At 58.2% G+C, this 20,346-nt stretch carries 15 protein-coding genes; 4 read left to right on the top strand and 11 right to left on the bottom strand.

The features are described from left to right. Nucleotides 1–117: 117 nt before the first annotated feature. Complete coding sequence (locus tag R2940_11540; GenBank protein ID MEZ4600409.1) at nt 118–336, bottom strand: hypothetical protein; 219 nt, start codon at nt 334–336, stop codon at nt 118–120. A gap of 268 nt (nt 337–604) precedes the next feature. On the opposite strand from R2940_11540, the gene R2940_11535 reads away from it, so the two are divergent. Further along, nucleotides 605–1,417 (top strand): hypothetical protein, encoded by an 813-nt coding sequence (locus R2940_11535; protein ID MEZ4600408.1) that lies wholly within the window; start codon nt 605–607, stop codon nt 1,415–1,417. A gap of 127 nt (nt 1,418–1,544) precedes the next feature. Here the strand turns inward: R2940_11535 and R2940_11530 are convergent, their stop codons facing one another. Further along, nucleotides 1,545–3,533 carry a cation:proton antiporter gene (locus R2940_11530; protein ID MEZ4600407.1) on the bottom strand — a complete coding sequence of 663 codons (1,989 nt, stop codon included), beginning with the start codon at nt 3,531–3,533 and terminating at the stop codon, nt 1,545–1,547. A 233-nt stretch (nt 3,534–3,766) separates the two neighbouring features. On the opposite strand from R2940_11530, the gene prpB reads away from it, so the two are divergent. From prpB to R2940_11515, 3 genes are read left to right on the top strand one after another with little or no spacing between them, the layout of a single operon-like run. Then, nucleotides 3,767–4,654 (top strand): methylisocitrate lyase, encoded by an 888-nt coding sequence (gene prpB, locus R2940_11525; protein MEZ4600406.1) that lies wholly within the window; start codon nt 3,767–3,769, stop codon nt 4,652–4,654. Then, on the top strand, nt 4,654–5,769 hold the full coding sequence (gene prpC / locus R2940_11520; GenBank protein MEZ4600405.1) for a 2-methylcitrate synthase: 1,116 nt from the start codon (nt 4,654–4,656) through the stop codon (nt 5,767–5,769). The genes prpB and prpC overlap by 1 nt, the downstream gene beginning before the upstream one ends. Before the next feature lie 60 nt (nt 5,770–5,829). Beyond that, a complete protein-coding gene (locus tag R2940_11515; GenBank protein MEZ4600404.1) occupies nt 5,830–7,266 on the top strand; it encodes a bifunctional 2-methylcitrate dehydratase/aconitate hydratase in 1,437 nt (478 codons plus the stop codon). Nucleotides 7,267–7,308: 42 nt separating this feature from the next. Here the strand turns inward: R2940_11515 and R2940_11510 are convergent, their stop codons facing one another. From R2940_11510 to nifV, 9 genes are all read right to left on the bottom strand, one after another. Then, complete coding sequence (locus tag R2940_11510; protein MEZ4600403.1) at nt 7,309–8,016, bottom strand: UDP-2,3-diacylglucosamine diphosphatase; 708 nt, start codon at nt 8,014–8,016, stop codon at nt 7,309–7,311. Between the two features lie 104 nt (nt 8,017–8,120). After that, the gene (locus R2940_11505) at nt 8,121–9,479 is read right to left on the bottom strand and encodes a YihY/virulence factor BrkB family protein (GenBank protein ID MEZ4600402.1); all 1,359 of its coding nucleotides are present in this window, start codon (nt 9,477–9,479) and stop codon (nt 8,121–8,123) included. Between the two features lie 49 nt (nt 9,480–9,528). Beyond that, nucleotides 9,529–10,977, bottom strand: a complete 1,449-nt coding sequence (locus R2940_11500; GenBank protein MEZ4600401.1) for a pitrilysin family protein — start codon at nt 10,975–10,977, stop codon at nt 9,529–9,531. A 3-nt stretch (nt 10,978–10,980) separates the two neighbouring features. After that, complete coding sequence (locus tag R2940_11495; protein MEZ4600400.1) at nt 10,981–12,528, bottom strand: pitrilysin family protein; 1,548 nt, start codon at nt 12,526–12,528, stop codon at nt 10,981–10,983. Nucleotides 12,529–12,785: 257 nt separating this feature from the next. After that, on the bottom strand, nt 12,786–15,164 hold the full coding sequence (lon, locus tag R2940_11490; protein MEZ4600399.1) for an endopeptidase La: 2,379 nt from the start codon (nt 15,162–15,164) through the stop codon (nt 12,786–12,788). A 263-nt stretch (nt 15,165–15,427) separates the two neighbouring features. Continuing rightward, entirely contained in the window at nt 15,428–16,396 is a 969-nt protein-coding gene (locus R2940_11485) for a polyprenyl synthetase family protein (protein ID MEZ4600398.1), read from the bottom strand. Between the two features lie 294 nt (nt 16,397–16,690). Next, nucleotides 16,691–17,539: a GNAT family N-acetyltransferase gene (locus R2940_11480; GenBank protein ID MEZ4600397.1), complete on the bottom strand. Its 849-nt coding sequence runs from the start codon at nt 17,537–17,539 to the stop codon at nt 16,691–16,693. A gap of 35 nt (nt 17,540–17,574) precedes the next feature. Beyond that, on the bottom strand, nt 17,575–18,066 hold the full coding sequence (locus tag R2940_11475; GenBank protein MEZ4600396.1) for a ferritin family protein: 492 nt from the start codon (nt 18,064–18,066) through the stop codon (nt 17,575–17,577). 212 nt (nt 18,067–18,278) lie between these two features. Beyond that, entirely contained in the window at nt 18,279–19,418 is a 1,140-nt protein-coding gene (nifV, locus tag R2940_11470; protein MEZ4600395.1) for a homocitrate synthase, read from the bottom strand. Nucleotides 19,419–20,346 lie beyond the last annotated feature (928 nt).

Genomic DNA, 20,346 nt, shown 5'->3' with positions numbered 1-20,346 from the left:
GGGCTGCAACTCTCTCTGTTTCAAGCATGACTCCGCCGGGAGGCTCAGTCAAGACAAGCATAAGTCCGTAAACTGAAGCTGCGGAGTAGGATGCAAGGATCGGAGCTTTTACCGGAGTTACTTGACTTTGATCCAGAGACTCAAACTGGCGGGAGCTTCCACATCGGCCCGCTCGTCCCAGGCCTTGAAGCCGGTTTTATGAAGACGTACCGCTTCGACGGCGGCCTCCGGGCCAATATAGGTCTGCAACTGGTCGGTGTCGATCCACAGGTTGTAACCGCCCGCACCGTTCGGGGCAATGGTAAATGTGCCGAGAGGGCTGTAATAGTACCACATCGCTTCTATCCTTTCTTGTTGTTCAGATGAGTAAATCAGCCGGGAGAACAGGGAGGGTACAGGCAAATAGTCCCGCGATCCCGACAGTTTATGCCATCTACCATAAACCTCTTCCCCATGCAAGGCCTAATGACGGTCCTATTGGACCGGCAGCCTGCTGGTCACCGGAAATAATTCCCCGTTCCGGTTGACAGGAGCTCCCCCCGAGATAGTAGTTATGCTAAATTAGCCGGCCTTCAAAAACCATATCTCAGAAAAAGGCAAAGAGATGAAGATACCAAGCATGGACAAGCAGCTCATCACCCTGTTCACCGTTCTGCTGCTGCTGTTCTTCCTGCCCTGGGGACGAATTAATCCGGTCGCGCAGGAGCAGAACGAATTCACCGATCAATTCCCAATCCGGGACTGTAATTTCCGCAGCCACGGGAGCAATGCGTTTTTCGACATCACTCCCGGCCGGACATGGAAGTACAGCAACCTCGAATGCTTTAATTCAGGAGAATGCGCTTCGCTGGAGGAAATGGACGTCTCGGTGCTGGACCAGACCCTTGACATCCCTTTACAGATTGAAGGGTTGGCGATGCCGATCAATGCCCGCGTTGTCGTAACCGAAAAAAGCGTCGACGGCCAGATGGTGGAGACCAGAAGTGATTACTACGCCGAGTGCCGCGAAACCCAGGATGTCTACCACTTCGGGGCATCGGTCCAGACCATTCTGGCTGACGGAAGCACAAGCACCGAAGGCTCCTGGCTGGCGGCTAGGGATGATGCCCTGCCCGGGCTCGCCTTCCCGGGGGGGGCTTTTCTGCTCGGATCCAGATATCGGCGGGAACAGGCGCCGGGGGTCGTGCTGAGCAGCGCTCACCACGATGCCATGGGGCTGGAGGTCACTGTTCCTTTCGGAACCTTTACCGGATGTGTTGAGGTGAGGGAAACCGACGGCCTGGACCCGGGGCGTCGCTCGACCAGGACTTACTGTCCGGGAATCGGACTGGTCAAGCAGGATGACACGCAGCTTCTCCTGACGACCGGCATAATTCCGGCAGGAGACGCAGCCCGGACGGTCCCGAACCGCCATTAGGGACAATTTTTCAGGGAACAGAGCGTCCGAATATTGCCTCGAGGACGATATCGAAAAGACTATTTCGCCCCCGGCTCCGCTACCGACAGCGACCGCCATGAAATTCATCCCTTGGGGAGGCTGCTGGCTATCCTTTAAAGGTTTTGCCCTGTTCCAGCCCGCAGGCCAGCATCTGGTCAAAGGCGGCCCGCTGGGGGGCATTGCCGATAATCGCGACCAGATCCCCCGACGCAAACCGGAAATCGGGTGCCGGATTGGCATGGAAAGCCCCGTCTCTCAGCACACCGACAATGGATGTGCCGGCCCTGTTGCGAATCTCGAGCTCGCGGATGCTGTGGCCGACCATCGGGCTGGTTTCGCAGAAACGCGCCCAGCCGAGTTCCAGCAGGTCCTTGGCGACCTTGAGCTGATGCAGTTCCTGGTAATCCTCCCGTGCCTCCGATATGGGATGGTAGAGTTCGCGACGGATGGTATCGGAATAACGCTGGATGACCGAAGCCGGAATCCTTAATTCCAGCAGGGCCTGCCGGGCGATTTCCAATCCGGCCTCGAATTCGGGAAGAATCACGATATATACCCCCAGACGGTGCAGGGCTTCCATCTGTTCCTGCCCTTCACAGCGGGCGACGATGGGCAGGTCGGGGCGAACCTGGCGGACATGACGGACCAGGGCCTGGGCCGGTACAATGGCGGGAAGGGTGATCAGCAACTGTCGGGCATTCTCGATTCTGGCCGCCTCCAGCACGGTGGGCTGGCTGGCATCACCGTAGATGCAGGGAAACCCCGCCGCTTTCGCATCCTGCAGGCGGCGGTAGTCGGCTTCCACGAGCACGAAGGGAACCTCGATCTCCCGCAGCAGCCGGGCGATATGCTGCCCGACCCGGCCGCCTCCGGCTATGACGATGTGGTCATCCAGACCACTTGCGGGAAGATTCAGGGTTTCCAGGGGTTCCTGAGAACTGAAACGCCGGTACAGACGGTAAATGGGAGCCGTCAGGCCGGCTATCACCGGGGTGACGGCCATGCTGATGATGGCGGCCGAAATGACAAAGGAATGCGCCTCCACATCGAAGACTCCCCGCGCATAGGCGACCTGGCCGAGCACAAAGGAGAATTCCCCGATCTGAAACATGCCGAGCCCGACCGCCAGGGGCACGACATTGCCGTAGCCGAAAAGCTTTGCCAGAAGGGCCATCATCCCCCCCTTGCCGAGCCCGACCATCAGCACCAGCAGTAGGACCGCCACCCAGTTTTCCAACAGGAATTGAGGGTTCAGCAACATCCCCACGGAGGTGAAAAAAAGCAGTCCGAACAGATCCCGCAGAGGAATAATATCGCTCAGGGCCTGGTGGCCGTAATCGGATTCGCTCATGACCAGGCCGGCGACAAAAGCGCCAAAAGCGAAAGACAGGCCGACCAGGTAGGTGGCGTACCCGACACCGAGACCGATGGCGGTGATGGTCAGCAGGAAGAGCTCCCTAGAATGCCAACCGGCCACGATCCCCAACAGACGGGGGAGCAGTTTGGTGCCGACAAGCACCATGAGCCCAAGAAACACCGCCGACTTGACAACGGCCAACCCCAAAGCCGGCACTCCGGTGGCAGGGTCGCTGATCTGCGGCAGCAGGATCAGCAGCGGCACCACTGCCAGGTCCTGCACCAGAAGCATGCCGATCATCACCTTGCTGGACAGGGTGCCGAGGCGCCCCTGACTCATGAGGGTTTTCAGGATGACCATGGTACTGGACAGGGAGCAGAGGCCCCCCAGCCACAGAGAGGGAACCGGCGCCCAGCCAAGATACTGTCCCAGCAGGTAACCGTAGCCGATGGTGAGCAGGATCTGGATGGGTGTACCGAGCAGGGCGATGGCCCGCACCGGCCGCAACTCCTTGAGGGAAAACTCCAGTCCCAGTGCGAACAGCAGCAGTGCCACTCCGATTTCAGCCAGGCGCTCGATCTGATGGATGTCGGAGACGGCGATGCCGCCGGTGTAGGGACCGATCAGCACCCCGGCCAGAATGTAGCCAAGAATCAAAGGCTGCCTGAGCCGTCGGGCCACCAGGGCCCCAAGCAGCGCGGCCACGACGATGATGACAATGTCCGATGCCAATCCCATTTACTTCGATCCCCCCGTTTGCCTCAATCAGATGATTACCTCGCATCATACCAGATAAAAGCATCGGTCCCGAATCCAAAAATCCCCGTCCCGGAAACCGGAGCCGAGGCTCGGACCTCGGACCTCGGGCCTTGAACCTCGAACCTCGAACCCGGGACCGCCCCTGCCCCTTGACCCCCAGCTCTTATGCGTTATTTTTTAATAAGATGAAAAGGAAATCAAAGGATACCGCCATGCCCCACTGTTGCACCCCCGGGAATCGACTGCGCGCGGCGCTCGACGCCGAAAAACCCCTGCAGGTGGCGGGAGTCATCAATGCCTATGCCGCTCTCCTGGCCAGGGAAGCCGGTTTTCGGGCCATTTACCTGTCCGGCGCGGGGGTAGCCGCGGCCTCTCACGGCTTGCCCGACCTCGGTATGACCACCCTGACCGAGGTGCTGGAAGATGCGCGGCGGATCACTTCCGCCGTTGAACTCCCCTTGCTGGTGGATGCCGATACCGGCTGGGGAACGCCCTTCACTATTGCGCGCACGGTCAGGGAAATGATTCGCGCGGGAGTTGCGGGCATTCACATCGAAGACCAGGTGACCGCCAAGCGCTGCGGCCATCGCCCAGGCAAGGAGATCGTATCGGCCCTGGAGATGATGGACCGCATCAAGTCGGCGGTGGATGCCCGGACCGATCCCTCTTTCGTCGTCATGGCCAGAATCGACGCTTTTTCCGTCGAAGGACTGGAATCGGCAATCGATCGGGCCCATCTGTGCCGGGAGGCCGGAGCCGATATGATATTCCCCGAAGCTCTCGCCAAACTTGACCACTATCGACGGTTCGTCGATGCCATCGAACTGCCTGTCCTGGCCAATCTCACCGAATTCGGCAAAACGCCGCTGTTTACCCTCCAGGAGTTGACGGACACCGGCGTCGCGCTGGCGCTCTATCCCCTGTCCGCCTTCCGGGCCATGAGCGCGGCGGCCCTCAAGGTTTATCGGGCCATTCGCGAGGACGGCACTCAAAGCGGCCTGGTCCATACCATGCAGACCCGGGAAGAGGCCTACCGACTGCTGAACTACCATGCACGGGAGGAACAGCTGGACCGGCTTTTTTCGAAGGAGAAGGAATAATGACCCGGAGTCCCGGCCTGGCCGGCATCATTGCCGGCGACACCGTTCTCAGCACTGTCGGCAAGGAAGGCCTCGGCCTGAACTACAGGGGATATGCCATCACCGACCTGGCGGACCGGGCAACCTTCGAGGAGGTTGCCTATCTTCTGCTCTACGGCAAGCTGCCCAACAGCCAGGAGCTGGAAAGCTACCGCAGAAAGCTGGTCGGACTGAGAAGGCTGCCTGAGGGACTGAGGAATCTTCTGGAGCAACTGCCCGCCAGTTCCCATCCCATGGATGTACTCCGCACCGGCTGCAGCGCACTGGGGACCATGGAACCGGAAACCTCCGAGCGGCCTCAGGATTCGGTAGCGGATCGGCTGCTGGCCACTTTTCCCGCCATGCTGACCTACTGGTATCATTTTCACAAGGACGGCAGGCGGATCCTCACCGTGTCGGAGGAAGAGGGTCTTGCCGGGCATTTCCTCCGCCTGCTGCATGGTACCCCTGCCGAGGAAAGTCATCGCCGGGCCGTGGAGGTGTCGCTGATTCTTTATGCGGAACACGAATTCAATGCATCCACCTTTTCCGCCCGAGTGACCGCCTCGACCCTTTCCGACTTCTACTCCGCGGTCACCTCCGCCATCGGCACTCTGCGCGGACCGCTCCACGGCGGAGCCAACGAGAAAGCCTTCAATCTCATCGCTCCCTTCACATCCGCGGAAGATGCGGAAAACGGCATCATGGCTATGCTTGGCCGCAAGGAAAAGATTATGGGCTTCGGCCACCGGGTCTACCGGAAGGCCGATCCCCGCTCGGAAATCATCAAGTTCTGGGCGGAAAAGCTGGCTGACGAGTCGGGCGACAAAGTCCTTTTCCAGGTCAGCGAACGTATCGAGCAGGTGATGAAGCGGGAAAAAAATCTTTTTCCCAATCTGGATTTCTACAGTGCCACGGTTTACCACATCTCCGGCATCCCCACCGAGATGTTCACTCCGATTTTCGTATTCGCCCGCACCGCCGGCTGGTCAGCCCACATCATGGAGCAGCGCGCCGCCAACAAGCTGATCCGTCCCACGGCCGAATACGTCGGCCCGGCCCCACGGCCCTTCGTGCCCATCGATCAACGGACCTGATGTCCATTCAGTCCATTCAGTCGATACAGTTCATAAAGAAGATTTTTTAAAGGACCTTCCGTGACCGAACGCACCGACGCCAGCAACATCCGCCCCCAACCTGATCAGGAACTGGTCGACATCGCCGACTACGTCCTCAATTACCGGATCGACAGCGAGGAGGCCTGGGAGACGGCCCGACTCTGCCTGATGGACTCCCTGGGCTGCTGTTTCCTGGCCCTGAATTATCCGGAGTGCGGCAAGCTGCTCGGGCCGGAGGTTGAAGGCAGCACAGTTCCGAACGGGTGCCGGGTTCCGGGTACCACATTTGTACTCGATCCGGTCAAGGCGGCCTTCGACATCGGCACCCTGATTCGCTGGCTCGACTTCAACGATACCTGGCTGGCCGCCGAATGGGGACACCCTTCCGATAATCTGGGAGGCATTCTGGCCGCGGCCGACTACGTCAGCCGACGAAAACCCGCGGGCCTGCCCATAAAAGAGGTTTTGACCGCCATGGTCAAAGCCTACGAAATCCAGGGTTGTCTCGCCCTGGAAAACGCCTTTAACCGGATCGGACTGGACCATGTGGTGCTGGTCAAGGTGGCCTCCGCTGCAGTGGTCACGGCCCTGCTGGGCGGATCCAGGCAGCAGGTGATCGATGCCGTCTCCCAGGCTTGGATCGACGGCCACAGCCTGCGGACCTACCGCCAGCTGCCCAACACCGGTTCACGTAAATCCTGGGCCGCCGGAGATGCCACCAGCCGGGCAGTGCGCCTGGCTCTGCTCACCCTGAGGGGGGAAACCGGCTATCCCGCTGCCCTCACCGCCAAAACCTGGGGTTTCTACGACGTGCTGTTTGGCGGCAGATCCTTCCGTTTCCAGCGTCACTACGGCACCTACGTGATGGAAAACATCCTGTTCAAGATCGCCTTTCCCGCCGAATTCCATGCCCAGACTGCCGTGGAGGCGGCCTTGGAGCTGCATCCCCAGATCAGAAACCGTCTGCATGAGATCGACCGGATCGTCATCACCACCCAGGAGGCGGCCAGGCGCATCATCAGCAAGACCGGACCGCTCTACAATCCTGCGGACCGCGACCACTGCCTGCAATATATGACGGCCGTTGCCCTCATCTTCGGCGAACTGACGGCAGACCACTACCAGGACCGCACGGCCGCCGACCCGCGCATAGACCACTTGCGCAACTTGATGGAGGTGGTGGAGGACAAGAGATACAGCACGGATTACCTCGACCCGGAAAAACGCTCCATCGCCAACGCGGTGCAGGTTTTCTTCAACAACGGCGACCAGACCGGAAAGATCGAAATCAAATATCCCCTCGGCCACCGCCGACGACGGCGGGAGGGCCTCCCCCTGCTCCATGAAAAATTCCGCAAAAATCTCGCCACCCGCTTTCCGGCGGATCGGGGCCAGATCATTCTTCAGCTGCTGGAGGATCGGGGCCGACTGGAAAGAACTTTGGTCCATGAATTCATGGAGATGCTGGCGAAATGAACAGTGAGGGGGTGTATTACGTTACGCTACGATTGAAAACCTTCAAGCTCTTCTCAAAGCAAAGGCTCCGTGTTCGAAAACAGCGTAGGAATCCTGATCGATCCAGTCGCCGAGGGCGATGAGCGTTTTGTCGCCAGTCTGCCGGAAAAGCGGCACATGGAAATGCCCGGTGATGACGGCGTCGTATCCCTCGGTGAAGCGTTCTTCGGCAAAATGGAGCAGGAGTTTTTCCGGAAGCCGGGGCTGGCGGCGGGTTTTTTTGCAGTTGCTTAAACGGCTGGCCCGGCGGGCCACCGACCAGGCCAGGTCGGGAGGGACCAGGGTAAGCAGCATTCGGGTCAGGCGGTTGCGGAGGACCTTTCGCAGCAGGAGATAGCCGCGGTCGTGGGGATTGATCAGATCGCCATGGGCAAGGAAGACCTTCCGGTCGTCGAGCAGCAGTTCACCGCCGTCGGGCAGAATTCTGCATTGGAGGATTTCGCTGAAGAAAGGGCCCATGTGAAAATCGTGGTTTCCCTCAACGAATATCAGCTCGGTTCCGCTTTCGCGCTGCCGGCGGAGCTCTTCGAGCAGAGGCACGAAGGGTGCGAATACCGTGTGGCGGTATCCGATCCAGAAATCGAAAATGTCCCCCAGCATGACCAGGTGACGGATACTGCCCCGATGATCGGCCAAAAACGCCAGCAGCCGGCGATAATTGCCGGCGGCGGGGTCGAGGAGGTGGGCGTCTGCGAGGAAGATGTCTTTCATTGCCGCTAAGAATAGAAGCCGGATAAAGGAAAGTCAAGAAACTCGAAATTTCATCGAAATCGAAATCGGGATCGGGATCGGCTATTAAGAGCTTTCCTCACCCCTCACCCCTTCTGCCTCCCGCCTTCAACCCTCCTCATTACCAAATCCTTCAGAGTCATTCCGTCAAAAACGCTTTTCTCCGACTCTTCCAGCTGCCTTTCCACCTCGGCCACCACCTGCCCGGCCGGCAGACCGGGATCGATCGGGCAGTCGGCCCCGGAAAAGCGCAGGCTTTGCAAAAGCTTTTCCATTTCTACGGTTTCCGCGGGCCGGCCCGGCTGGTAGCCCGTGTCCTCATCGTTCTCGCCATGCACCACGACCAGCAGCCCGAGGTGCAGCAGCTCGTCCAGAAGTTCGGTGACCTGCCGGGCCGGCAGACCCAGCTGATTGCAGAGCTGCATGCGGGTCCAGGGAGGGTTTCCCCGGTAAAAAGCCTCGCCGACCAGAACCAGGATGGTCAGGGCGACCCGCTGCCGGCTGGCGTAGTTGAGCCGACCATCGGTCAGTTCCTGACGTAAAGTGGAAGCGTTCTGCACGGCGTATGTCAATTCCAGTCCGAGCAGGACGATGACCCAGGACATGTAGAGCCAGATCATGAAGACCGGCAGAGCGGCCAGCGTTCCGTAGATGGCGTTGTACTTGGCCACGCCGAACTGGAAGTGGACGTAGGCCCACTGGACGAGCTGCCAGATGGTGCCGCCGACGACGCCTCCGACCAGAGCGGCATGGAATCGGACCCGGGTGTTGGGCATGAACAGATACAGAAAGATGAAGGCTGCCCACATGACCAGAAAGGGCACCAGTTTGAATATCAGCACAATCGCCTCTCCCACATAGGCGGTTTCCACCAGGCGCTGCAACAGAACCTGGCTCTGCAGGGTTGTGCTGATGGAGACTGCCGCCAGAATCAGGATCGGCCCCAGCAGAACGACGGAGAAATAGTCGGAAAAACGGCGAAGCAGAGTGCGGGTTTCCTTGACCCTCCAGATATGATTGAAACTTTCCTCGATACCGGACAGCAGGGCCAGAACCGACACCACCAGAAAGACCAGTCCGAGCCAGCCAAGGCGCCCGAAATTGGTGTTTTCGATGTAACGGAAGATGGCGGCAACAACCTGGTCCATCCCCCCGGCGAGCCGTTCCAGAATAAGCGGCTCGATGACGTTCTGGACGCCCAGCCCCTTCAGCACGGCAACCATCAGGGCAAGCAGGGGAACGATGGACAGGAGCGTGGTATAGGTCAGGGCCGAGGCCCGCAACAGACATTTGTCGTAATAGAAATCCCTGACGGCCAGGGACACGACCTGCACCAGACGCAGCCAGATTTTTGGCCATCGTCCCAACTCGCTGGAATCGTAATTCCAGATTTCCTCGGCAAAAAAAGTCCTGATCCTGTCCAGATTCTTTTTCGGATTGTCCATGTGTCCCCCGCGGGAAGATCCCGATCGTTACATAACATGACCAGAAATGTTATCCAGCCTTTCGCGTCTTTTCCGGCTCTTCCTTATCCTCCAGATCTCTGCCGGGGGCAACAGGCAGTTCGAAAGCTTCCGCCAGCTGCCTGGAATCCAACTGTTCCCCGACCAGAACGATCACCTGCTGCCGGGGATCGAGATAACGGCGTGCGACATCCAGAACCTGAGGTACGGTCACATCAGCCACCCGGTCGCGGTAGCGTTCCAGATAGTCGGGGGGATAATCGTAAAAATCGAGACGCATGGTCTGGGAGACGATTTCGTGGGTATCTTCGAAAGCGAAAACGAAGGAGTTGATCAGGCTTTCCTTGGCCAGCCGGAGTTCTTCATTGGAAACCGGCCGTTCGGTCATCTGCTGCATGAGGCTGCGCATGAGATCGACAACCTCCGGAACGGAGGCTGTCTTGGTCTCGGTACCAGCAATGAACAGCCCCGGCAAACGGCGGCCGATGTCGTAGTAGGAGAAAACCGAGTAGGCCAGCCCCCGGTTGGAGCGCACCTCGCGCATCAACCGGGAATTGAATCCTCCCCCGCCGAGGATGAAGTTCATCACCCGCAGCGCATAGAGATCCGGATTGTCCTTGTCAATGCCTCTTTCGCCAAGCAGAAGGGTCGTTTGCGGAAGGTCCTTCACCACCGGATAGATCGCCGGTGATGATGCCGGCGGCAGGGGAGGAATCTTTTGCTGGACGAAATTCCCCGAAGGCCAGGTTCCGAATAGGTCGTCCAACAGCTTCATCAGCTGTTCACGATCGAAATCTCCGGAAACGCCGAGCCAGAGGTTATTGGGCCTGCTGAACCGTTGGTGGAAATCGAGAAGATCTTCGCGAGTCACCGCACCGGCGGTTTCGACCGTCGGTGTGCGGCCCAGGGGATGGTCGCCGTAAAGAGCCTCGCGCAGGGTCCGGTTGGCGACAAAGCCGGGATCATCGTCCTGCCGCCGGATCTGCTCCACCAGCTGACGGCGGGCGAGCTCCAGCCGTTGCGGATCGAACCGGGGCTGACGGAAAACGGACGCCAGCAGTCCCAGCCCCCGCTGCAGATCGGAAGCCTGCATCGACATCCCCGCGGTCGTAGCGTAACTGTCGGCGCCGATCGCCAGATCGATAGCCAGACGGTCCAGTTCGGCATCGAAATCGGCTGGAGACAGATTACCCGCGCCGCCGGTCTGCAAAAGGGCGGCATAAAGCCGGCCGAGCCCCGTCTTGTCCGCGGGATCGCCGATGGTGCCGGCACCGATCATGGCGGTGACCTCCACCAAGGGCAATTCATGGTCCTCTTTCAGATAGAGACGGATGCCATTGGGCAGGGTGACCCGCTCCACCCCGGGCAGGTCGAAGACCAGCGGAGGCCCATCATACGCTCTCGGATTCAGCGCCAGCGACGATGACACCCAGGCGATCGGCAGAAAAAAGCAGATGAAGAGGAAAAAAAGTTTTCGCATCGGTCATCCCTCCTGATTGCCGACGGTGGCCACGGTGCGGTTGGCCGGCGTCAGATAACGCCGGGCCACCTGCATGATCTCCGACGGGGTTACCGTAGCGATCTGCTTGTCATAATCGACCAGGTAACGCCAGTCGCCGGCCACGCTCTCGTAGAAGGTCAACTGACCGGCCAGACCATCGTTGCTCTTGAGCAGCCGCAGACGCTCGACCTGCAAACGGTTGCGGACCCGGGCCAGTTCCTCTTCGGTTACAGGCTCTTCGGCAAGTTTTTGCAATTCTTCCGTAATGGCCGCTTCGACCTCCCCGGTGGTATGGGGATGGCGGGGAACGGCGTTGATGACGAAAAGGTTGGGATAGCGAAAGCCGGGAGCGCCGTAGGCGGACACGGATGTGGCCAGTTGTTTGTCGATAACCAGCGACTGGTACAGGCGGGACGTTCGACCCTGGGCCAGCAACTGGTCGATGACGTCAAACACATAATCGGCTCTCTCCGGCAGGGTCGGTTTGTGAAAAGCCATGGCCAGTTTCGGTTCCGAATCGAACCGGACATGAATCCGCTTCTCCCCCCGTTGCGGTGGTTCCACGGCCGTCACCTCCGGCACCGAGGTGCCGGGAGGTATATCCCCGAAATACTTTCCGACCACCGAGACCACCTTGTCGAAATCCACCGCCCCCACAATGGCGATGACTGTATTGGTGGGCATATAGTAGTTCTCCATGAACCAGTGGGCCTCGTCGGGAGTCAGATTGGCAATATCGGAAGGCCAGCCGATAACCGGGTTGCGGTACGGGTGAACAGTAAAAGCCGTGGCGATAAGGTTTTCGTAGAGCAGTCCGTCGGGATTGGTGTCGTAGGAGCGACGACGCTCCTCCATGACCACGTCCCGTTCGGTATAGAATTCCCGCAGCACCGCATTCTTCATCCGGTCGGACTCGATGGCGGCCCAGAGTTCGAGTTTGTTGGCCGGCAGTGAGATGAGATAGGAGGTCAGGTCCTTGCTGGTGAAAGCATTGTAGCCGACCCCGCCGTGGCGGGCATAGATGCCGGCGAACTCGTCCTTGATGACGAAACGCCGGTGCCGCTCCTGCAGTTCGTCCAGACGTTTTTCCAGTTCCGCGATTTGAGCCGGGTCGGCATCCTTGCGCAGCCGCATGCGGTCGAGGGCTTCTCCCGCTTCCTCGATACTGTCAAGCAGCGGTTTTTCCTTGGCGAAGTCGGTGGTGCCGATGGTCCGGGTTCCCTTGAATCTCAGATGTTCCAGGAAATGGGCCATGCCTCGCATGGAACTGGCTTCATCCACCCCGCCCACACCGACGGTCAAATATGCGGTAAAAATAGGCGCTGAAGGCCTTTCCACCACCAGCAGCTTCAAACCATTGGCAAAAGTATGTTCCCGAACCTTCTCCTCGAGCGTTCCCGCCTGGAGGACTTTCTCCTCGAGGGCGGCTGTCTGCCCGTCCACCGTTTCGGCAGCCTCTGGCGCCGAAAACGGAACCGCCAGTAACAGCAGGGCGGCCGCCAGCCGCCCGAAAATCCACTGAAGTCTCATTCTTTACTTCCCTCCTCTCAGGGGTCGGTTTTTCTCCCTGGCAGTATACAACAAGTAGACAACAGTTCCGCAACCCCATAAACCGGCTTCAGTAAAGGTCACTCGCGGTCATCCTGGTCGTTATCGTTATCTTTCTCGTTATCGTTGCCATGATCGTAAGCAAGGTAAAAAGCCGCCACTGCGGTTGCGACAACGACAACCGTTACGCTACCGCTTCACTGACAACGAAAAAAATGTTCCGGAATCCTGTTACAGTGCTAGGGTGCCATAGGGGGCGTGGGAATGGAATCCGACGGCAGCTTTTTCTTTTTCAGATCGCAACCCTCGATCAGGGCGATGGAAATGATATCCTCCATGCTCTCGACCGGCACGATTTCCAGTCCTTCGCGGATCGCCTCGTCGATCTCCCGAAGGTTATCCATATTGTGGCCCGGTATCAGGACCGTTTTCACGCCGGCCCGGTTGGCCGCCAGCACTTTTTCCTTGATTCCCCCGATGGGAAGGATGCGGCCGGAAAGGGTCAGTTCACCGGTCATGGCCACCTGGCGCCGGGATGGGCGTCCGGTCAGCAGGGAAATCAGTGCGGTGGCGATGGTCACTCCTGCGGACGGTCCGTCTTTGGGAATGGCGCCTGCGGGGACGTGAATGTGCAGGTCGGTCCGCTCGAAGAATTGCGGATCGATGCCGAACAGGCCGTGATTGGCCCGTACATAGGAAAGGGCCGTTCGGGCCGACTCCCGCATCACATCGCCGAGGTTTCCTGTCAGAGTCAGTTCCTTCTTGCCGGCCATCGAAGAGACTTCGACGAAGATGATGTCGCCGCCGTTTTCAGTCCAGGCCAGGCCCGTCGCAACGCCCACCCGGTCTTCTTCCGCCGCGGCGTTGGCGAAATACCGGCGGGCTCCCAGAAGATCCTCGACCTCGCACTCCGTGAGATTCACCCGCGGTTTTTCCCCTTGGGTGATCTCCTTGGCCACCTTGCGGCAGATGGAGGCGATCCTCCGTTCCAGGGAACGCACCCCCGCCTCACGGGTATATTCCCGGATCAGCTTCAGAATCGTGGCCGGCTCGAAGATGAAATGATGGCCGTACAGACCGTTTTCCTCGAACTGTTTGGGAATAAGATGCCTGAGAGCGATCTGCAGCTTTTCCTCGTCGCTGTAACCGGACAGACGAATCACCTCCATCCGATCGCGAAGGGGGCCGGGAATCGTATCGAGGAGGTTGGCCGTCGTGATGAACATGACCCGCGAAAGATTGAAGGGAACATCCAGGTAATGATCGGTAAAGGTGTCGTTCTGCTCCGGGTCGAGCACCTCAAGCAAAGCCGAAGCCGGATCGCCGCGAAAATCATGGCCCAACTTGTCGACCTCGTCGAGCATGAACACCGGGTTGCTGGACCCGACCCTGCTGATTTCCTGGATGATACGGCCGGGCATGGCGCCGATGTAGGTGCGTCGGTGCCCCCGGATTTCCGCCTCATCCTTCATGCCTCCCAGGGAAATGCGGATAAATTTCCGGCCCATGGCCCTGGCTATGGACCGTCCGAGAGAAGTCTTCCCCACCCCCGGCGGGCCGACCAGGCAAAGGATCGGTCCTTTCAGGGATTTTTTCAGAGAATGCACCGCCAGGAACTCGAGGATTCTCTCCTTGACCTCCTTCAGGTTGAAATGGTCCTCGTCGAGAATTCTCTGTGCCTGGAGGATGTCCAGAGACTCCTCGGTTGCACGATTCCACGGCATGTGACAGAGGTATTCGAGGTAGGTGCGGGAGACGGTGTATTCGGGCGATGCAGGGCTGATCCGCTCCAGCCGGGCGAGTTCCCGATCGGCTATCGGGCGAATATCCTTGGGCATGCCGGCTTCCAGCAGGAGGGCCCGGAGTTTGCGGATCTCGGCCTGATGGGGGTCCTCATCGCCGAGTTCGTTCTGGATCTGCTTGAGCTGTTCCCGGAGCAGATATTCCTTCTGGTTCTTGCCAATCCGCTTGGCCACTTCCGACTGAACCTCACCCTGCACCTGAAGTTTCTGCACCTCGACGGTCAGCAGCAGATAGACATCCTTGAGCCGTTCGAGAGGGTCGAGGGTTTCGAGCAGCCTCAGCTGATCCTTGAAGTCCAGGGTCAGGTAAGCTGCCACCAGGTCGGCCAACTCTCCCGGCTGGGTGACCTGGTTCATCATCCTCAGCACTTCACCCGGAAGCGGCCGACCGTAAGCCAGGGCGACCTTGAGCAGGCCATTGACGCTCTGCATCAGGGCATCGGCGATCGGACCGCGGCTTTCCCGGTCGACCAGCGCCTTGACCGTTGCCTGGGAGATGGGATTTTGCTGACGGATACCGATCAGACGAACTCTGCTCAGCCCTTCAAGCATGACCTTGGCGCCGCCTTCGGGAAACCGGAAAACCTGGCTGACCCGGCAAACGGTTCCGATCCGGTTGTACTGTAAAGGAGCGTTTTGCGTCTCGTCCCCGACCATGGCAAACAATCCGAGCAGGCGGTCGCCGCGCAGCGCCTCGTCGACCGGCGCGAGATCGTCAGACTGAACAAAAAGGGGATGAGCCATGTGGGGGAAGACAATCTGGCCCCGGGCGGGGAAAACCGGCAGAATGGATGGAATATTCAGAAAACTCTGCATGCATGGCTCCGTAGATAAGGGCCGAAAAAAACCGAGGAACATGCGCTCACTGAATGAAAACCGCAGATTCCGGCAAAAACATGGAAAACCGGCTTTATTTTCAAGAATACTTATGGTCCGGGGGGTGTCAAGGCGCGGGAGGAGTGACGAGGCAAAAGGTATGAGCGGGAAATGCCAATTTAATCTATGAAGCGGGGCGGGTGATGCGTCATCCTGAATTTTGAAACCGGTCCAGGGCCAGCGGCTGTCGGCCCTTCCCGGCCCTACCGCTCTCGGGTTACGACGTAATCGGCCAGTTCAAAAAGGGCCGATTTTTCAGGAGATTCGGAAAAGATATTCAATCGGCTCTTGGCTTGGCCAACAAGTTCCTCGGCCCTCTGCCAGCTATATTCGAGACCACCGGTGCGGCGGATGAGATCCATGGCATAACTCAGATCGGCCTCTTCCATTGTTTCCCCGGTAACAATTTCCGTAATGCGCCCTTTTTCTTTCGGCGAGCAGTTTGCCAGCGCATGAATAAGCGGCAGGGTCATCTTGCCTTCGGCCAGATCATGTCCGGGGATCTTGCCGAACACCTTCTCCTCGGCTACGTAGTCGAGGGCGTCGTCAACCAGCTGGAAAGCCAGTCCGATATTGAGTCCGAAGCTTGCAAGGGCATCTTCCGCCGCCGGCTCGACCCCGCCCAGGATCCCGCCGCAACGACAGGTAGCGGCAAACAGAGCGGCGGTTTTCTTCTCGATTATATTGAGATAGCTCTGCTCGCCGACCTCTAGATTGCCGGTCTCGATCAATTGCAGCATTTCCCCTTCCGCCATGAGGGTGGATGCCTGGGACAGGATTTGCAGGGCCCTGATATTGCCCCCCTCCACCATCATCACAAAGGCTTTGGCAAAGAGAAAATCCCCGGTCAGAACAGCAGCCTGATTACCCCAGACCGAATTGGCGGAGGGGCTGCCGCGCCGCAGTTCGGCACCATCAACCACATCATCGTGAAGCAGGGTTGCCGTGTGGAGAAATTCGATGGCGCTCGCCTGGGCAATGTGTTGGCGGCCCCGGTAGCCTGTGAGTCGGGCACAAAGCATCAGCAGCAGGGGTCGAATACGCTTGCCGCCGCTTTGCAGGAGGTGCTGGCCGACCTTGTTGATCAGTCCCACTTCCGAGGCCATGCTGTTTTTGAACTTTTCCTCGACGCTGGCCAGATCTTCGCGAAGCAGGACAAGGGCATTGTTCATAAAATAGAGGGTTCCCTTTCAGGCAAATGTCGTTCATCGTAAAGAATACGGTCCGGGCTTGTCAAAGCAAATCTTTGCCGCATTTTTATCCAAACGCCGGCAGAAGCCAATCCCTGGGCGGCCTGCGCCGGAGTCTATCGAACAGGAAGATTCATAAGCTCGGCAGACTTCTCTTTAGGAATCAAATACTGAGTATTTGCGAACTGGATCAAAAGGACCGAAAGGAAAGGATTCCTGGTGAATAGATGAGATTGTTAAAAAGGGATGCCATGGCCCACGGCTTGCCATGTGCTGTCAGCCAACACTGCCCAGACTGGCCAGGGCCACCAGGCTTTGGAGATTTATCGAGGCCGTATCGCCAAGAACCATCAACCGGGTTGTGCCGCTACAAACAAAGCCTGCCTTCTCCATAAGGCCGGAAGCTATGCGGCCGCCAAGGACGTCAGCCACCAATTCTTCACAGCATTTCGCCGCATCCCTTATCGAGTTAAGCAACTTGCATTGTTCATCGCCGGGACGGCCTGCGCCATACCAGGGCCCGAGAATACCCCTGCCCGGCTCCTGCTGCAGCAAAGCCCGTTGTTGTCCACAGGAAAACAGCCGGCCCCCGATCAGCAGATGGTCCAGCAGAATGCGCTGTCCCCCCCAGACTCCTGCGTCTGCCTGACGGAAAATTCTTTCAAGTTCTCCTGCGCAGGGACACTCAGCATTTCCGGCAGGATCGGTACCCCTAACTCCTGGCCGGGTTTGGAGAACCCACCTCTCCACCGGGCCAATTGTTCTGAAACCCTGGGCTGCATAAAGGGGAAATCCCGTTTCGGAGGCCGTCAGCCAAACGGACGCGGCTCCCCTTTTCTGCAGCTCGCACAAGGCTCTTTCGAACAATGCCCTGCCGAGGCCCTGTCCCCGCAGAGAGGGTTGGACGATCAGGTTTCCGATCCAGGCAGTGGCACCGTAATTGACAAAAGTCACCATTCCGGCAAAACTGCCGCCGCAATGCAGGGCAAGGGCGCCGGAGGCGAAAGGGCCACGAAAAAGTTCGATTTCGGCAGCCGGAACCCGCCAGCCTTCCTTTGCGGCGACAGCCAGGAAACTTTCCCAGTCGTACTCCTTCGGAGGTAAGAATTCACACCTTTGATTCATGCCGTTCCGGAAGAAAACCTGCCCCTCAGGTCGGTTCAGCCAATGTCACGCCCGAACTGATGGAATTCTTCAAGATTGCTGAATTCTCCCCACGCCAGATATTGATTCGGCGCGTTGATGAAATCATAAATCTGCCGTAGCCGGGCGACACGCCGGTCTTCCTCCTCAGCAATCCGTTCGAGTGCTTTTCTGATTCCCCTGGCCCGGGCACGCTCCAGAAGATCCTCAAAGCAGTGCATTTCCGCCTCTTCCCACTCCAGGGCCAACCTGTAAGCGGCCTCGTCGTCGATCTCTCCGTTTAACCGAACACCCTTGTGCCATGGGCCGCACGTCACCCCGTGGTCGTTCAAATCTTTCCACTGGCTGGAAACTTTGACCTTTTCGATAAATTGCCTGCGTTGCACATGGTCCATTGCCAAGTCGATAAAGATCTGCTTGGGCCCCCTGTCCGAAACCTGCCTGGCCAGATGAGTATAGAATTCCACGGCTTCCTTTTCCATCTGTAAGGCAAACTCGAAGATATTCATATGTAACTCCTTATCATCGATTCATCTCTCCCTTCGTCTGCTGCCGAGCAACCTCGAATTCCCAAACTCTGCGCCCGACCTCATCCATGGGAGACGGATAAGATGAAACCACAGGTTTTTTTGAAATTGAATCTCAAATACACACTCACATTCTACCCTATTTTTTTCATGAAGGAAGCACTTTTTACTTTTTTGTTTCAGAGCAACCCAAATCAGGCCACTTTGGGAAGACTTCTGCAAAGCAGCAACAGATCCTCGTCGCCGACCGGCCTCTTCTGCTGCTGGGAAAGGCTTCTCACCCGCTCCAGGAGGTCCTCCAGTGCCACTCCCTCGGGGGCCAGCCCGAGTTGGCGAAGTCGGGCTTCCAGAGCTCTTCTGCCTGAATGCTTTCCAAGAACCAGGTGGCGGGAGAGCCCGACGGTGGCCGGGTCGAAAGCTTCGTAATTCTCGGGGAATTTCAGGACGCCATCGACATGCAGTCCGGATTCGTGAGAAAACACCTTTTCCCCGACGATGGCCTTCCAGTCCGGTACCGGGCGGGCACTGGCTTGCGCGACCAGCCGGGAAACCTCGACGAATCGGCCGGTATCTATCCTGCAGTCGAGCCTGCAGGCGTGTTTGAGAGCCATAACCACCTCTTCGAACGCCGCGTTGCCGGCCCTCTCACCGAGACCGTTGACGGTGGTATTGACAAACCGGGCTCCTGCCTTGATGCCGGCAATGGCATTGGCGGTAGCCATTCCGAGATCGTTATGAGTATGGATTTCGATATCGAGCGGTGAATTTTCCGCTAGATAGCGGATCTTTTCGAAGGTAACAAAGGGGTCGAGCAGACCGAGGGTATCACAGAACCTGAAACGGTCCGCTCCCATTCCCCGGCCGATCTCCATCAGTTCGAGGATGAAATCGGGATCGGCCCGGCTGGAGTCCTCCCCGCCGACAGAAACATAGAGATCGTGTTCCTTGGCAAAGCCGAGGGCTTTCTTCAGCTGTTCCTTGACCCATTCGCGATCCTTGCGCAACTTGTTGGCAATATGAATATCCGAGACGGACAAAGAGATGTCGACCGCCTTCACACCGCTGTTGATGGACGCCTGGATATCGGAGACCAGGGCCCGGTTCCAGGTGATCAGCCGAGCCTTGAGGCCCAAATCGACCAGGGCCCGCACCGCAGCCTGTTCCTCGGCACCCATGGCGGGAATGCCGCACTCAAGTTCCTGAACTCCCATCTCGTCCAGGAGCCGGGCGATGGCCTTTTTCTCTTCCAGGGAAAAAACCACTCCCGCGGTCTGCTCGCCGTCGCGCAAGGTGGTGTCGTCAATGATGATCTCCGGCCTTGTTTCATCTATCATGGGAATCCCCCTCTTCTCGAAACGAAAAAACCCCGTGAGTCTTGTCGACCCCGGGGCCTCGGTGCCCTGATTCCCGCGCCGTTGCGGAGGTTGTCCATTTACCGGATAGAAACAGCAAATACCGTACCATGGCCAAAATATCGAAGAACCGGGGATTTAGCGATTCGATTCGAAAAAATTGCCATAAAATAAGGCATTCATGCGAAGGGGTTTGGTTAATTCCTGGGCTGGGAAAGCAGGGGAACCGGTAGCAGATGCTGACCGGTGGCAGGAGGGATACTGCCCCTTCTGCCAGGAAAGCGGTCGCAAGAGGCAGCGGTCGCAGAAAGCAGCGAAAAGCGAAAAGCAACTTCGCCGGTCCCGGCCGGCAGCCGGGTAACTTTCTTTTCAAGGCCGAAAAGAAAGTCACCAAAGAAACGGCCTTGCACTTGCAGTGGGCAGCAGCGGGCTACTGGCAACTAGCGGAACTGGAAAGGGCCATCTGCGGTGATTTCTGCGAACTTTTTCGCTCCTGCGAGAGAGTCGTTGTTGTACGGCCGGATGAGCCTCTTTTTAACAGGGCGTTAAGAGGCTGCTGTTTGAAAGGCAAAAACCTGAAACCTGAAGACAGGCAAACTTCCGATTTCGATTTCGATTTCGATTGAAAGACTTTCAACCAGCAACACATGCTGACGAGTGGCAAGAGGGATACCGGCACCTTCTGCCAGGAAAGCGGTCGCAAGAGGCAGCGGCGGCAGGAAGCAGAGGCCAAGGTCACGGTAAAAAATCTTAAATACCCACTACCATGCGAGCAATGCCCCCTGCAAGGGCAGCCGCTTTTTGCCTCCTTTTTGTCGGCTTACAAAAAGGAGGGCGCCTGCGGGGCGAGTCCCGGCGGTTTTCAGTTTAAAAGGTGAGAAGTGAGAAGGGAAGAGTAAATTCAAGAGCC

This window comes from Syntrophotaleaceae bacterium (assembly GCA_041390365.1).
Classification (GTDB): Bacteria; Desulfobacterota; Desulfuromonadia; order Desulfuromonadales; family Syntrophotaleaceae; genus JAWKQB01.
This window is presented reverse-complemented; position numbering and strand designations above follow the sequence as displayed.

Excerpts from the sequence above, each read along its gene's own strand:
- R2940_11485 (MEZ4600398.1), bottom strand. The coding sequence starts at position 16,396 with ATGAACAATGCCCTTGTCCTGCTTCGCGAAGATCTGGCCAGCGTCGAG.
- R2940_11480 (MEZ4600397.1), bottom strand. The coding sequence starts at position 17,539 with ATGAATCAAAGGTGTGAATTCTTACCTCCGAAGGAGTACGACTGGGAA.
- R2940_11535 (MEZ4600408.1), top strand. The coding sequence starts at position 605 with ATGAAGATACCAAGCATGGACAAGCAGCTCATCACCCTGTTCACCGTT.
- nifV (MEZ4600395.1), bottom strand. The coding sequence starts at position 19,418 with ATGATAGATGAAACAAGGCCGGAGATCATCATTGACGACACCACCTTG.
- R2940_11505 (MEZ4600402.1), bottom strand. The coding sequence starts at position 9,479 with ATGGACAATCCGAAAAAGAATCTGGACAGGATCAGGACTTTTTTTGCC.
- R2940_11475 (MEZ4600396.1), bottom strand. The coding sequence starts at position 18,066 with ATGAATATCTTCGAGTTTGCCTTACAGATGGAAAAGGAAGCCGTGGAA.
- R2940_11500 (MEZ4600401.1), bottom strand. The coding sequence starts at position 10,977 with ATGCGAAAACTTTTTTTCCTCTTCATCTGCTTTTTTCTGCCGATCGCC.
- R2940_11540 (MEZ4600409.1), bottom strand. The coding sequence starts at position 336 with ATGTGGTACTATTACAGCCCTCTCGGCACATTTACCATTGCCCCGAAC.
- R2940_11510 (MEZ4600403.1), bottom strand. The coding sequence starts at position 8,016 with ATGAAAGACATCTTCCTCGCAGACGCCCACCTCCTCGACCCCGCCGCC.
- lon (MEZ4600399.1), bottom strand. The coding sequence starts at position 15,164 with ATGCAGAGTTTTCTGAATATTCCATCCATTCTGCCGGTTTTCCCCGCC.
- R2940_11530 (MEZ4600407.1), bottom strand. The coding sequence starts at position 3,533 with ATGGGATTGGCATCGGACATTGTCATCATCGTCGTGGCCGCGCTGCTT.
- R2940_11495 (MEZ4600400.1), bottom strand. The coding sequence starts at position 12,528 with ATGAGACTTCAGTGGATTTTCGGGCGGCTGGCGGCCGCCCTGCTGTTA.
- prpC (MEZ4600405.1), top strand. The coding sequence starts at position 4,654 with ATGACCCGGAGTCCCGGCCTGGCCGGCATCATTGCCGGCGACACCGTT.
- prpB (MEZ4600406.1), top strand. The coding sequence starts at position 3,767 with ATGCCCCACTGTTGCACCCCCGGGAATCGACTGCGCGCGGCGCTCGAC.